This window comes from Bacillus sp. M5A3_1b, from assembly GCF_053345335.1.
On the sequence record NZ_JBKEZY010000002.1, the window covers coordinates 245,019 to 258,968 of the forward strand.

Annotated in this window: 15 protein-coding genes; all 15 read right to left on the reverse strand. The window is 36.6% G+C overall.

What is annotated here, in order from left to right; genetic code table 11:
* Positions 1–2: 2 nt before the first annotated feature.
* The 15 genes from qcrB to spoIVA all read right to left on the reverse strand — a co-directional run bounded on the left by qcrB (position 3) and on the right by spoIVA (position 13,879).
* Positions 3–677: a menaquinol-cytochrome c reductase cytochrome b subunit gene (gene qcrB, locus ACLBWW_RS07425; protein ID WP_000932700.1), complete on the reverse strand. Its 675-nt coding sequence runs from the start codon at positions 675–677 to the stop codon at positions 3–5.
* Complete coding sequence (qcrA, locus tag ACLBWW_RS07430) at positions 678–1,190, reverse strand: menaquinol-cytochrome c reductase iron-sulfur subunit (protein ID WP_001290419.1); 513 nt, start codon at positions 1,188–1,190, stop codon at positions 678–680.
* Positions 1,191–1,333: 143 nt separating this feature from the next.
* Positions 1,334–1,789, reverse strand: a complete 456-nt coding sequence (locus tag ACLBWW_RS07435; protein WP_048543535.1) for a YpiF family protein — start codon at positions 1,787–1,789, stop codon at positions 1,334–1,336.
* Positions 1,790–1,944: 155 nt separating this feature from the next.
* Positions 1,945–2,481, reverse strand: a complete 537-nt coding sequence (locus tag ACLBWW_RS07440) for a ReoY family proteolytic degradation factor (RefSeq protein WP_001095922.1) — start codon at positions 2,479–2,481, stop codon at positions 1,945–1,947.
* A 73-nt stretch (positions 2,482–2,554) separates the two neighbouring features.
* On the reverse strand, positions 2,555–3,817 hold the full coding sequence (locus ACLBWW_RS07445) for a tetratricopeptide repeat protein (RefSeq protein ID WP_048543538.1): 1,263 nt from the start codon (positions 3,815–3,817) through the stop codon (positions 2,555–2,557).
* A 279-nt stretch (positions 3,818–4,096) separates the two neighbouring features.
* Positions 4,097–5,209, reverse strand: a complete 1,113-nt coding sequence (gene hisC / locus ACLBWW_RS07450) for a histidinol-phosphate transaminase (RefSeq protein ID WP_048543540.1) — start codon at positions 5,207–5,209, stop codon at positions 4,097–4,099.
* Between the two features lie 120 nt (positions 5,210–5,329).
* Entirely contained in the window at positions 5,330–6,415 is a 1,086-nt protein-coding gene (gene aroB, locus ACLBWW_RS07455) for a 3-dehydroquinate synthase (RefSeq protein ID WP_048543543.1), read from the reverse strand.
* Entirely contained in the window at positions 6,415–7,587 is a 1,173-nt protein-coding gene (gene aroC / locus ACLBWW_RS07460; RefSeq protein WP_048543545.1) for a chorismate synthase, read from the reverse strand. The genes aroB and aroC overlap by 1 nt, the downstream gene beginning before the upstream one ends.
* Before the next feature lie 273 nt (positions 7,588–7,860).
* Positions 7,861–8,307: a nucleoside-diphosphate kinase gene (gene ndk / locus ACLBWW_RS07465; RefSeq protein WP_000415885.1), complete on the reverse strand. Its 447-nt coding sequence runs from the start codon at positions 8,305–8,307 to the stop codon at positions 7,861–7,863.
* 124 nt (positions 8,308–8,431) lie between these two features.
* Positions 8,432–9,394: a heptaprenyl diphosphate synthase component II gene (gene hepT, locus ACLBWW_RS07470; protein ID WP_048543547.1), complete on the reverse strand. Its 963-nt coding sequence runs from the start codon at positions 9,392–9,394 to the stop codon at positions 8,432–8,434.
* Between the two features lie 38 nt (positions 9,395–9,432).
* Positions 9,433–10,146 (reverse strand): 2-heptaprenyl-1,4-naphthoquinone methyltransferase, encoded by a 714-nt coding sequence (gene menG / locus ACLBWW_RS07475; RefSeq protein ID WP_001187660.1) that lies wholly within the window; start codon positions 10,144–10,146, stop codon positions 9,433–9,435.
* A 29-nt stretch (positions 10,147–10,175) separates the two neighbouring features.
* Positions 10,176–10,925: a heptaprenyl diphosphate synthase component 1 gene (locus ACLBWW_RS07480; RefSeq protein ID WP_048543550.1), complete on the reverse strand. Its 750-nt coding sequence runs from the start codon at positions 10,923–10,925 to the stop codon at positions 10,176–10,178.
* A gap of 213 nt (positions 10,926–11,138) precedes the next feature.
* Complete coding sequence (gene folE, locus ACLBWW_RS07485) at positions 11,139–11,708, reverse strand: GTP cyclohydrolase I FolE (RefSeq protein WP_001151478.1); 570 nt, start codon at positions 11,706–11,708, stop codon at positions 11,139–11,141.
* A gap of 120 nt (positions 11,709–11,828) precedes the next feature.
* Positions 11,829–12,101: an HU family DNA-binding protein gene (locus tag ACLBWW_RS07490; RefSeq protein WP_001043860.1), complete on the reverse strand. Its 273-nt coding sequence runs from the start codon at positions 12,099–12,101 to the stop codon at positions 11,829–11,831.
* Between the two features lie 299 nt (positions 12,102–12,400).
* Entirely contained in the window at positions 12,401–13,879 is a 1,479-nt protein-coding gene (spoIVA, locus tag ACLBWW_RS07495) for a stage IV sporulation protein A (protein WP_000416519.1), read from the reverse strand.
* Positions 13,880–13,950: the final 71 nt, after the last annotated feature.

The window sequence follows — 13,950 nt, forward strand, 5'->3', positions numbered from 1 at the left end:
TCTTATAGTGGACCGGAAATACCTTGTTTGCGAATCATGATGAAGTGGAAGGCCATTAAACCTAGAAGTGCTGCTGGTAAGAAGAAGACGTGAATAGCAAAGAAGCGAGTTAATGTTTGAGCGCCAACAATTTCGGAATGACCAGCGAGTAATGTTTTAATGTAAGGACCAATGAGCGGCGTTTGCTCTGCAATTTGGATCCCTACTTTCGTAGCAAATAACGCTTTCATATCCCACGGTAATAAATATCCGGTAAAACCAAGACCTAACATAACAAAGAAAATAAGAACACCAACAATCCAGTTTAACTCACGAGGCTTTTTATACGCACCCTGGAAGAAAACTCTAAGTGTATGTAAAAACATCATTACAATGACGAGACTAGCGCCCCAGTGGTGCATACCACGAACAATTTGCCCATATGCAACTTCATTTTGTAAATAATAAACCGATTCCCAAGCATTTTTAATATCAGGCACATAATACATCGTCAAAAACATTCCTGATAAAATTTGAATTACAGTAACGAAAAAGGTAAGTCCTCCAAAGCAATAAACGAATGCAGAAAAGTGATGTGCCGGGTTTACATGTTCAGGTACTTCATGATCAGCGATATCACGCCATATTGGTGTAATATCTAACCTTTCATCTACCCAATCATAAATTTTATTTAGCATCTACTTTGCACCCCCTTTTGGCTTCGCTTTGCCTAAATACAGCGTTCCATCTTTTACTTTGGACTCGTATACATCAAGCGGAGCAAGGGGCGGCGTGCCTTTAATGTTCATCCCGTCTTTTGTGTAACGGCCCCCGTGACATGGACAAAAGAATTGATTCGGATGTGCTTTGTCCGAATTCCAGTTAACTGTACATCCTAAATGTTTACATACTGGAGAGAACGCAACAATGTCTCCGCTTTCATCTTTATGAACCCAAGCTGATTTTGGCTCTTCGGACTTGTACCAACCATCAACCTGCTTCACCTTAAAGTCGAAACGTTTCGGCTCTGTTGTAATATCCTTTACTTGTGCAACAGCAACCATATCCGTTCCCGCTTCTTTTCTTAACACCGGATCAAGCGCAAATCGCGTCATCGGCATTAAAATACCCGCTGCCATAAAGCCTCCTACCCCTGTAAGGGTGTAATTTAAAAACTGTCTTCTTGATACACGATGTTCTTTCTCGCTCACGAAAATTTCCCCCCTCTATCAGAAATTGTCCCCTCGTGATAAATTATATAAAAAATAAAAACTAGGACACTATCATGATATAATACGCTTAGGTACAGGTCAATATCATACTACTCATAATAATAAGAACTTTCTGTTTATTATTACTTTCCCCATTTTTCTTCTAACATCACCATTATATTTTTTATATGTGCATGAATAACTTCTCTTTTTGCTTGATCACTGAATTGTTCTAACGCTAATGAAGGAAACCAAAATAAATCTCCTTGTAACTCTTGCATATCTTCTTTCCATGAAAAATCACTTGTAACATAAGCAATATGCTTAAAACCTTGCTTTTGCAAATGATTTGTCCATTCTTGCAAACGACCTTTTTCATTTTTTTGACTTTCTACTAAATACGTAAATGCAGGTAGTAAAAGTACTCTTCCTTTATATTCTCTTTCCAACTCCATACTCAACAATTCGATAAATTCACCTTGTTCTACTACCATTTTCATTTCTTTTGCTGCCGAAATTGATAAAAGTGGTATAACACCAGTATCTACATAATCTCTAGCTTGCTCAAACTGCTCCACATCTTTTACACTCCATTTCAAATGTCTTCCCTCCCTTCATTTTCAAATGACAGAACTTTCACTTTATATATATTAAACCATACTAAAAGAGGTAAAAAAAGAAAAACTACCTATATTAAGGTAGTTTTTCTTAAAAAAGTCTGAAATTTGTAAAATTTTATGAATCCAAATGAATTCTATAACATCTTTAACTCAGCTGTTAACTTATGAAACGCTTCCTTATCTTGCTTATCCAGCGCTTCATCAATTTGTTTCAAAAGACGTTCTCTTCTAAAAGAAAATACACTTTCTTCTAAAAATCTTTCTGCAAGTAAACGATCTTTTTCATTTACTTCAATATGCTTTGGTAAATACGGGTTTTCTTCTAATACAGCTACATAATTGGCATTTTGAAACGATGATTTAAAATTGAGTTGAATATAAATATCTTCATCTCGATTTAAACGAATATCATGAAACGATTTTTCAGCATCTGTTGTCATAACATTTTGTTTAAAAAAGTGAAATGGTGTGTCTTTCACACAATTCGCGGACATCACTAAACCACGCGGACAATATTTTGCATGCTCTACGAAGTGGACTTTATGCATCAATTGGTCATGACTCATTAAATAATTCAAAATCCATACACATTCACGCTGTTTCAGTTGGTAATTATTCAAAAACCATTTTACAAAATCCTTCTTCTCGTTTACAGAAACAGGGGTATTCATAGCAATTAAGTCCCTCCTCTGTCTTTCTCTTTTCTTTTTAGATTCAAGAAGCGGTATTCAGTTTCCTTCCAACTTATGAAAAATCCTCTAAATTATATAACAATTCTTCAATATGAATTTGTGTCGGGTCTAGTTGTATTAACTGAGTAAATACTTCTTTCGCCTCTTTTCGCATACCTTCTTCCAATAAGAAATAACCGTACTCTTCCAAGAAGTCTGGATGATTCTTAAAAGAAGTATATGCACTTTCATAGTGTTTTAATGCATCCGAATACATTTCTAATTGTTTTTTTGCAAACGCAAGATCCCAAAGTAGTTGTGTATCTGGTTCTCCGCTATCAATCGCACGCTCTACAACTGCAATTAACTCTTCATATTTTTCTTGTTCTTTTAAGATATACGCATATTTTAATATCGCACCTAAATGTCCTGGATCTAACTCAAGCGCTTTTTGAAGCACTTCCTCTGCTTCCGCTATTTTTCCTAATTTCGCCGCAATGTTCGCTAATTCTACATAAAATGGTACAGAAAGCTCATCTACTTTAATTCCTTCTTGAAGTGTTTCATAGCTTTCTTGAAGCATTCCTTCTTTTTCATAGCTTTTCGCCAAATACATGTACAGCGATGCATACTCCGGATCTAATTCTTTTAGTTCTTGCCAAGCACCAATTGCTCTTTGGTATTCTTCACCTTGGTATAATGTGAAGGCATATCCAAATAATGAGTGGATATCTTTTTGTTCCTCTAAACCTGCTTCATAGTAAGAGATCGCTTCTTCCCAATTTCCAATCGCACTTAACGTTTCTGCGAGGCGAAGTGCAATGACAACACCACCCATGACTTTATGTTCTGCTAATAGCGACTCATAATGAGTGATTGCCTTTTGTTCTTCACCTTTACTACTATATAACTCTGCTAATCCAAACGTAATAACAGGTTCGTCAGGCATCATTTCTTTCGCCTTTAATAGTTTTTGTTCTGCTACATCATCGAAACCTTGCATTTGGAATAAATCTGCAACAAGTAATAACGATTGAACATATAAGTCATCATTTTCTGGAATATCATGAAGCACTTCAATCGCTTCATCTTCTTTGTCTAGATCAATATATAATTCTGCTAAAAATACAGTGAATTCACTTTCTTCCGGATACAATAAACGCAAGTCTTCTGTAATAACTAACGCTTCATCCGTAAATCCAAGTGTATGATAATAGCGAGCGATATCATACTTCTCTTCATCATTCGCAATTTTTAATTGTTCTTTTAATAATTGTAATCCTTTTTCCGCTTCACCATTTTCAATATATGAAACAGCTTGTTCAAACTTTTGCATAAACGTCTCCTTTAATTCTAACAAATATTATTTTCTGTTCATTTACCCCGATTGGTGCGGGCTAATAATCAGTGAGGGGATGAGCATACTTCATCTTGTACTTTCACTGACAACGATTCAAATATGCCACCGATACCGCATTACTACTTTCTATTGTACCGTTTTCTTTCATTACCGTGCAAATAACTTCCCTTATTAATTATTAACACGCACGGATCAAGCTTTACAGGCCTTCATTTAAATAAAAAAGACTCCTATATTAGGAGCCTTCACAAACTCTTAAGAGTATGTTTCTTCTTTCTTTACTTGCTCATTTACAAGCTCTTTCAATAATTCTATAATTTCATCATTTTCTTCTTTCAAACCGACAGTAATACGAATACCATCATGTATACCAAATGCAGCACCAGAACGAACAATATATCCTTTCTTCATTAATCGTTCGAAAGCCTCATTACCAGGAATACCGAGTTTTAAGAAAATGAAATTTGTTTGAGATGGATAATAGAATACGTTATATTCCTTACAAAATGCGTAATATTGATTTAATCCTTCTTCATTTTTTTTCACACATTCTTGTAAAAACACTTGATCTTCTAATGCAGCGAGTGCTACAGCCTGCGCTACAGTCGATGTATTAAATGGTAACCTTGCTACTTCTAGCTGCCCGATTAAATTCGCATTACCAACCGCATATCCGATACGGAAAGCAGCTAAACCATATGCTTTTGAAAACGTGCGTAAAACCATAAGATTTTCATACTGTTCAAGAAGTGGTAATGTTTGCGGATAGTCTTCTGCCCCCGCATATTCATAATATGCTTCGTCCATAATAACGAGCGCTGACTTAGGAACTGATTCTAAAAATGAAAGTAAATTTTGTTTCTCTACATATGTACCTGTCGGATTATTCGGGTTACAAATCCATACAATCTTCGTTTTATCATCTACTTGCTGTAACATTGCATCTAAATCATGAATGCCATCTTTAAGTGGTACTTCACGAACTTCTGCTCCTTCAATAACAGCATGGTGATGGTATTGCGAGAATGTTGGATTCGCCATTACAACATTTGTTCCTTCATGTAGTAATGCACGACTAATCATTTGAATGACTTCATCTAATCCACTACCAAATAACAGTTGTTCTGCTTTGACACCTAACTGCTCTGCTACTTTTGTCCGAAGTTCAAATGCATATCCATCTGGATAAAGAGCGTATTGACTCGCTAAAGAAGTTAATGCTTCTGTTACGCGTGCTGAGCAACCGAATGGATTTTCGTTCGACGCTAATTTCACAATTTTTGATAACCCATATTCCCTTTTTACTTCTTCAATATTTTTCCCAGGTACATATGCTCTCAAAGTTAACAATTGCTCTTTCACTCTCATTTTTCTTCCCCCAGTCGTTTTATTCAATTCAATTACAATAAGGTTGTAATTTCTCACTGCAATCGTTTATCTTAACCGTCACTATTACGAGGCTACCTTTAAACAAGCACTTCTTAGCTCTTAAACCATATCCTTTTGAAATGCCTCTAACGCAATATGAACAGTCTCATCTGGAATAGATACGACATTCACTACCCCATATTCCTGCATTAACACCATATGAATTGCTCCAGCGTTCGCTTTCTTATCTTGTTTCATCAATTGAACGAGACGCTCTACATTCAAATCACTTGGCATTTTTGGATATCCGTACTTTAAGAACCACTGCTTCATCTCTTCATAAGAAAGATTAACCTTGTACACTTGCTCACTTAAAAACAAGGCAAATAACATTCCAACCGCTACTCCGTCACCGTGAGTAATATTTCCATATCCTAGTTCTTTTTCAAGAGCATGGCCTAACGTATGTCCAAAGTTCAAATGAGCACGTACGCCTTTTTCTGTTTCATCTTGTGATACAATATTTGCCTTTACAGGAATTGCCTTCGTTAATATATGGATTAGCTTCTCATCACGAAGATCCGCTAATGTTTGCACTTCTTCTTTTAACCAATGATACAGCTTTACATCACCAATAAGAGCATGTTTTATCACTTCTGCATAACCTGAACGCCACTCTTTTTCAGGAAGTGACTGTAAAAACGGCGTATGATATACAACTACTTCCGGTTGATGGAATGCACCGATCATATTTTTACCTAACGGATGATTGATCGCTACTTTCCCACCTACTGCGCTATCGTGAGCTAATAAAGTCGTTGGAACTTGAACGAAGCGAATTCCACGCATAAACGATGCAGCAACAAAACCAGCTAAATCTCCAATCATCCCGCCTCCAAGTGCAATAATTAAAGAATTTCTATCTAATTTATTTTCAAGAGCTGACGTATGAGCCGCATAGAAATTTTCAAAAGACTTCTCTTTTTCGCCACTCGGTACGACAAATGAAAATACTTTTTGCTTTATTTGCAATGCATCTACAACTGTCTGTAAATGTAAAGTTGCAACAACTTCATCTGAAATGATCATGATGCTTGATACAGATGGCTGCATGTTTTGAATGATTGTTGTCAAATGTGACAACGATTCTTTTCCTACATGTACATCATATTCTTTTGATTTCGTTTGAATATGTATGTTTCCCATTAAAATCCCCTCGCATATTCATTATGTTTCTCAATATTTTCACGAATAAGGTCCATACGATCTAATCCGAATTGTTCTATTAAAACTGTCGCTAATTCCCAAGCCACAACCGCTTCTGCAACGACACTAGCTGCTGGCACAGCACAACTATCTGAACGTTCAATGCTCGCTGTAAAAGGCTCTTTCGTTTCAATATCTACACTTTGAAGAGGTTTATATAGTGTAGGGATCGGTTTCATCACACCGCGCACAACAATTGGCATTCCAGTCGTCATACCGCCTTCTAATCCACCTGCATTATTTGTTCTTCGTGTATATCCATGTTCCTCATTCCACAGAATTTCATCATGAACTTCACTTCCCGGTCTATGCGCTGCTTCAAAACCAATTCCAATCTCGACGCCTTTAAAAGCATTAATGCTCATAATTGCAGCTGCTAATTTTGCATCCAGTTTTCGATCATAATGTACATAGCTACCGACCCCAATTGGCATTCCTTCCACAATCACTTCAACGATTCCACCTATTGAATCACCATTTGCTTTCGCATCATCAATTGCTTTCATCATTTGGTTACCTGCTTCTTCATCTAAGCAACGTACAGGTGATGCTTCTGTAATACTTTTTAATTCTTCAATTGAACTATACGTAATTTCCTGAGCCTGTACACCGCCAATTTCAATTACATGGCCCGCCACTGTAATACCAAGTTCTGCTAACACTTTTTTAGCAACCGCACCAGCAGCAACACGCACTGTCGTTTCGCGTGCTGAAGAACGCTCCAGTACATTTCTCATATCTCTATGACCATATTTAATCGCACCATTTAAATCAGCATGCCCAGGTCTTGGTTTTGTTACTTTCCTTTTCATTTCTTTTTCTTCTTGTTCCGTTAAAGGCTCTGCGCCCATAATTTTTGTCCAATGTGCAAAATCACGATTTTCAACAACAAGTGCAATTGGAGAACCTAATGTCTCTCCGTGTCTAACACCACTTACAATTTGCACTTGATCTGTTTCAATTTGCATGCGTCTACCACGCCCATGCCCCTTTTGCCTTCTAGCTAACTCTTCATTTATATCATCCGCTACTAAAGGCAGTCCTGCCGGAACACCTTCTATAATCGCTGTAAGTTGTGGACCATGAGATTCACCAGCTGTAATATATCGCATACGTTATTCCTCTTTTCGCATATGTATTTATCCCGCTATATTAAGCAATGATATTATCTTTCCTTACTCTAAAAATATGAAAGAAATTATATATTTGATCAGCCATTCGCTTATTCTCCGATAGGCCTTTTACTTTACATATCAATATATCATAACAGCTCTAACTTCGTAACTAATTGCAACAAAAAAAGTGCAAGAAGAATACCCCTATTCTCCTTGCACTTTCTACTATTATCACAGTGATTAAAGCGTTTACAAATTATTTCAAAATAATTAGTAAATCCATTCATTCATTAATTTTGAGTAGTCAACTAATTCTTCTTCCTTAAAGAAAATAGCAATCTCGCGCTCTGCACTTTCTAACGAATCAGAACCATGGATAATGTTTTTCGCAACAGTTACACCGAAATCTCCACGAATTGTTCCAGGAGCTGCTTCATGTGGTCTTGTTTTACCCATCATGTTACGAGCTGTATCTACTACACCTTCACCTTGCCATACCATTGCGAATACAGGTCCAGATGTAATAAAGTCTACTAATTCACCAAAGAAAGGTTTCTCTGTGTGCTCAGCATAGTGTTGTCCAGCAATTTCCGGAGTGACTTGCATTAATTTTGCACCAACTAATTGAAAGCCTTTTTTCTCAAAACGAGCTACGATTTCCCCAATGAAGGCACGTTGTACACCGTCTGGTTTTACCATTAGAAATGTTTTTTCCATAAAAAATCTCTCCACTTCTGAATTATGTATGTAATTGTATATCCCCACACACATATTAACACCCTTATCACAATTGCGCAATAGTTTTGAAATAGAGAGATTATTTTATTTTTTAGAAAAAACACTAAAATTTTCGTTTCCCAATATACTTTGCTACATTTTGTAATGCATACCTCGCTTGTCCACGCGGAAGTGGTTTTATGATTTCTAATGCTTTATGTAAATAACGTTCACTAAACGCAAATGCTTGATCAATAGCGTCACTATTTTTTACAGCCTCAATAATTCCTTTCATTTCGTCCGCTGTTGTATTTTCATGTACAGATGTGATTTTCTTACGAAGCACGGGATCTTCCATAGCGTATAAGGCAGGAAGCGTAATATTCCCTTGTAACAAATCACCACCAGCAGGTTTTCCAAGCTTCTCTTCTGTGGAAACGAAGTCTAAAATATCATCAATAATTTGATACGACATTCCTACAAAATACCCATACCAAAATAGTCGATTTACCGTATCACGATTAGCGCCAGCAGCAATTGCTCCTAGTTGACAACTCGCAGCAATTAATAATGCTGTTTTTCGCTTTATTCTTCTTAAATACGTTCGTAAATTTTGGTCATAATTGTACTTATCTTTAATTTGTTCAATTTCACCTTTACACACTTCTAAAATGGTATGCGATAGCGCCTGATGCGCCTCTGGAATTTCGATATTTGTTATACATTCAAGAGACTTAGCGAACAAATAGTCCCCTGTATACATTGCAATACGATCTCCCCATTTCGCATTCACAGTTGCACTACCACGTCGTAAAAATGCAGCATCAATAACATCATCGTGAACAAGAGAAGCCATATGAATAAGTTCTAACGCAACAGCTACATGTTTAATTGCATCTAACTTATAATCTCCAAATTTTCCCGCAAGCAACACAAATACAGGACGAATTCGCTTCCCACCAGCTTCAATAAGTTGTAATGCCGCCTCTTCTACCAATGGCTGTTCAGAAGCAACTGTCTTTTTTAATTCTTTTTCTATCACATTAATATCCGATCGTAAAAAAGAGTACATAAGTTGTAACTTCATATTGTTCACCTTAACCTAAAACTTCTTTTTTCTTTTTTCTATTTTGATTCTGGTTTCATACCTAAATGCATCGCTGCTACCCCAAAAGTAAACGGCTTCACTTGTACACGTTCAAGTCCAGCTTCTTCAAACATATGAGCCAATTCTTTCATACCTGGGAATGTACTAGCAGATTCTTGCAGCCATGAATATTCTTTAAAACTTTTCGCAAATAACTTTCCAAATAACGGCATGATATATTTAAAGTATAAAATATATCCTTGTCGAAAACCAATCATTGTTGGTTGAGATGTTTCTAAACAAATTACTTTTCCACCTGGTTTTACTACACGCGTCATTTCTTTTAATACGTGCATATAATCCGGTACGTTACGTAAACCAAATCCAATCGTTACATAATCAAATGTGTTATCTTCAAATGGAAGTTCCATTGCATTCCCGTGTAAAAGTTCTACTTGTTTTAATTGTAACGCCTCCACCTTTTGCTTACCGACAGATAACATATTTTCACTGAAGTCTAAACCAACAACCTTGCCCTGTTCACCTACCGCTCCAGCTAGCGCAATTGTCCAGTCCGCTGTCCCGCAGCATACATCGAGAGCCTTGTTACCTGGTTTTACATCCATAATGCGCATCGTCTCTTTACGCCACGCTTTATGTCTTTGAAAACTAATGACAGAATTCATCACATCGTATTTATCAGAGATTTTCTCAAATACATCATGTACTCTTTCTTCTTTTGATTGTTGCATGCTCGTACCTTCTTCCAATGTAAAATTGCTTATGTCTTCGATCTATCTCTTAACACAGAGTTTATTTCACTTATATCTGTGTGGTTTTCCAAAAATTGATTTTCTTTCTTTCTGAGTTCCATCATCCATCCATTGATAACTGTTTCTGCATCCGCTTTATCGTTCAAAATCTCTTGAATAGCTTGAAAAACAGGTGAATGTTGTTTATCAGCGTATCGTTCACATTCTTTTTGAAGACGATTTTTTCCTAGTACATACGTTATAAACGGCTTCCAATGAGATAAATGAAAATGATCACATGTTTTTTGTAAGAGCACAGACTCAATCGTTACTACACTTCCCATTATGTCATCCATCGTTTTATGTGCTTTTTGATATAACATTATTTTGTGCTCATTAATTTCTTTAATTCCTTCAGCAAGCGCACGAATTAAAACAATATCACGATTCATAGACAATAAGTAATAATATAACCCGCTATAGTAATCTCCAGCAAGCACTGTTAACTGGCGACGTTTATGCGATTCATTCGCTTCTTCCCCTGCTTTATTTGATACTCTTTCATGTGTATCAAGCGCAATTTGAACAAGCATAATCGTTACTACATAATGCTCAATTTGTTCTATATGTAATTTTGCACTTTTTAAAGCACCATATAACAATGCTATTTTCTCTTCATCAATATATGGTTCTTCAATATAGTTTATAAAATAAGGATGGCGTAATTTCTCCATCAATTTCTCTCTTATACCCGCATACCCTCCGTAGATGTCACACACAAAAATCACCCTTGTTTTCTAATTCATAAAACTTATTATAACACATTCATTCTATTTTCTATAACCAAAACTTGGCTACTCTTTCCAAACTTCCACCGAATGAAATAACATCTTTCATTCTTGTAAGTAGTCTTTCTATTCTCACTCTGTCTTCCTAAAACTATATCATTTATTAAAAAAAAAAAAAAAAGAAAAGCAGTTTCCCACTTTTCTTTACTTCGTTTTAATAAAAGATAAAATTTCACTACGTGCCGCAGCATCATTTTCTAGCACACCACGTACCGCTGTTGTTACAGTTTTCGCGCCCGGCTTTTTCACACCACGCATCGTCATGCACATATGTTCCGCTTCTACTACTACCATTACACCATGCGGTTCTAGTACTTCCATAATAGAGTTCGCTACTGTTGATGTAATACGTTCTTGCAGTTGTGGACGACGTGCAATTGTATCTACAGTTCGAGCTAATTTACTTAACCCTGTCACTTTTCCGCCTTGTGGAATATATGCAACGTGAGCAACTCCATAGAATGGAACTAAATGATGCTCACACATCGAATAAAACGGTATATCTTTTACTAGTACAAGCTCCTCGTGATCTTCTCCGAACACTTTATGCAAATGTTCTTTCGGATCTTCATGCATACCCGCGAACACTTCTGCGTACATTTTTGCCACACGCTTTGGTGTATCAAGTACTCCCTCACGATTTGGGTCATCTCCGATTGCCTCTAAAATAAGGCGCACTGCATGTTCAATTTGTTCTAAATTAACTTTTGCCATCCGCTAGCCCTCCCGAAAACCTAAAAGTGATACGAACACATTCTAGCATATTTATGTTTTTAAAAGCAAAAAGAAGAGTTCCCAAAAAGGAAACTCTTCTTCCCTGTTAATATGTAAGGATTATTTAACCGCATCTTTTAACGCTTTACCAGGTTTGAATGCAGGTACTTTACTTGCAGCGATTTCAATCTCCTCACCTGTTTGTGGGTTACGACCTTTACGAGCCGCACGCTCACGAACTTCGAAGTTACCGAATCCGATCAGTTGTACTTTATCACCTTGTTTTAAAGCTTCTAAGATAGAATCAAAAACAGCGTCTACTGCTTTTGTTGCGTCCTTTTTAGAAAGGGAACTTGCTTCTGCAACAGCATTGATTAAATCTGTCTTGTTCATGCCATTCACCTCCTCCCAAAGATAAGACTGTATAATGATCATAAAATGAGTCTTACTTTCATTTGTAGGCAATTTTTACAAATTCTATACTACAAAGATGTAGATAAATCATTATCAACGCCTATATTATACGATTCTCCTTTATAATTCAATATTTTTAAGGAAATTGTTACTCTTAAAATGTGAAATTCTGATGAAACTTGACAATTTACAACAATATATTAGATAATGACTGTTTATTTTGCTATTCTATACGCGAAAATCAAAAAAAATCCCTCTACGATGAGAGGGATTTTTTCTTATAATATAATCGCAATTAATCCGCCAGATCCTTCATTAATAATTCTTTCTAGCGTTTCTTTTAATTTATATCTTGCATTTTCTGGCATTAAAGATAGTTTCGCTTGAATGCCTTCTCGAACAATAGAGCTAAGTGAACGTCCGAATATATCAGAATTCCAAATTGATAATGGGTCATCTTCAAAATCCTGCATTAAATAACGAACTAATTCTTCACTTTGCTTTTCAGTACCAATAATTGGCTCAAACGTTGACTCCACATCTACTTTAATCATATGAATAGACGGAGCTACAGCTTTTAGTTTCACACCAAACCTTGAACCGTGACGAATAATTTCTGGCTCATCTAAGCTCATGTCAGCTAACGCAGGTGCTGCTACACCATATCCTGTTTGCTTTACCATACGCAGGGCATCCGCCACTTGATCGTATTCTATTTTCGCATGAGATAAATCGAGCATAAGCTTTAATAAATGATCTTTCCCTCGAATTTCTACCCCTACTACTTCTTTTAAAATTTGATCATATAATTCATCTGGTGCATATAAATCAATTTCTGCTACGCCTTGCCCCATATCAATGCCAGCTAAGCTCGCTCGATCAATAAATTCATACTGACTAAACTGCCACACGACACGGTCCACATCACGAAGACGTTTTATATCCTTAACAGTCTCTTGAACAGCTTCTTGATAACTTTGGCGTAACCAATGCCCTTCATTTAACACCATTACCCAGCTCGGAAGGTTCACATTCACTTCTAATACTGGGAACTCAAATAACGCTTCTCGAAGCACATTGTACACATCTGTTTCTCTTAAACTTTCGACACTCATCGCAATGACTGGGATATCATATTCTTCAGATAAACTTTGACGCAATTGCTCTGTATCTGGATGATACGGCTGTACAGTGTTAATGATCATAATGAAAGGTTTTCCGACTTCTTTTAACTCATTTACTACGCGTTCTTCTGCCTCTATATAATCTCTTCTTGGAATTTCCCCAATCGTTCCATCTGTTGTAATTACAACACCAATTGTGGAATGTTCTTGAATTACTTTACGTGTTCCGATTTCTGCAGCTTCATGGAATGGAATAGGTTCTTCATACCAAGGAGTATTAATCATGCGAGGGCCATTCTCATCTTCATAGCCTTTTGCTCCTGGAACCGTATATCCAACGCAATCTACCAATCGAATATTCACTTCAAGACCTTCATCTACTTCGATAGAAACCGCTTGGTTTGGAACAAACTTCGGTTCCGTCGTCATGATTGTACGACCAGCAGCACTTTGAGGCAGTTCATCCTGCGCCCTTTGACGGTCAGACTCATTCTCAATATTAGGAATAACTACAAGTTCCATAAATTTTTTAATAAATGTTGATTTCCCTGTTCGAACAGCTCCTACAACTCCAAAATAAATATCACCGCCTGTGCGTTCCGCAATATCTTTAAAAATATCTACCTTTTCCAAGTGATTCCCTCCCTCAATATTTTTGGGAATAATTCCACATTTATAGTCAACTAATACCTTCTCTAACGTTG

Bases quoted from the DNA above. Each gene is read 5' to 3' on its own strand.
- qcrB (WP_000932700.1), bottom strand. From the start codon at position 677: ATGCTAAATAAAATTTATGATTGGGTAGATGAAAGGTTAGATATTACA.
- ACLBWW_RS07440 (WP_001095922.1), bottom strand. From the start codon at position 2,481: ATGAATACCCCTGTTTCTGTAAACGAGAAGAAGGATTTTGTAAAATGG.
- ACLBWW_RS07445 (WP_048543538.1), bottom strand. From the start codon at position 3,817: ATGCAAAAGTTTGAACAAGCTGTTTCATATATTGAAAATGGTGAAGCG.
- hisC (WP_048543540.1), bottom strand. From the start codon at position 5,209: ATGAGAGTGAAAGAGCAATTGTTAACTTTGAGAGCATATGTACCTGGG.
- aroB (WP_048543543.1), bottom strand. From the start codon at position 6,415: ATGGGAAACATACATATTCAAACGAAATCAAAAGAATATGATGTACAT.
- aroC (WP_048543545.1), bottom strand. From the start codon at position 7,587: ATGCGATATATTACAGCTGGTGAATCTCATGGTCCACAACTTACAGCG.
- ndk (WP_000415885.1), bottom strand. From the start codon at position 8,307: ATGGAAAAAACATTTCTAATGGTAAAACCAGACGGTGTACAACGTGCC.
- hepT (WP_048543547.1), bottom strand. From the start codon at position 9,394: ATGAAGTTACAACTTATGTACTCTTTTTTACGATCGGATATTAATGTG.
- menG (WP_001187660.1), bottom strand. From the start codon at position 10,146: ATGCAACAATCAAAAGAAGAAAGAGTACATGATGTATTTGAGAAAATC.
- folE (WP_001151478.1), bottom strand. From the start codon at position 11,708: ATGGCAAAAGTTAATTTAGAACAAATTGAACATGCAGTGCGCCTTATT.
- ACLBWW_RS07490 (WP_001043860.1), bottom strand. From the start codon at position 12,101: ATGAACAAGACAGATTTAATCAATGCTGTTGCAGAAGCAAGTTCCCTT.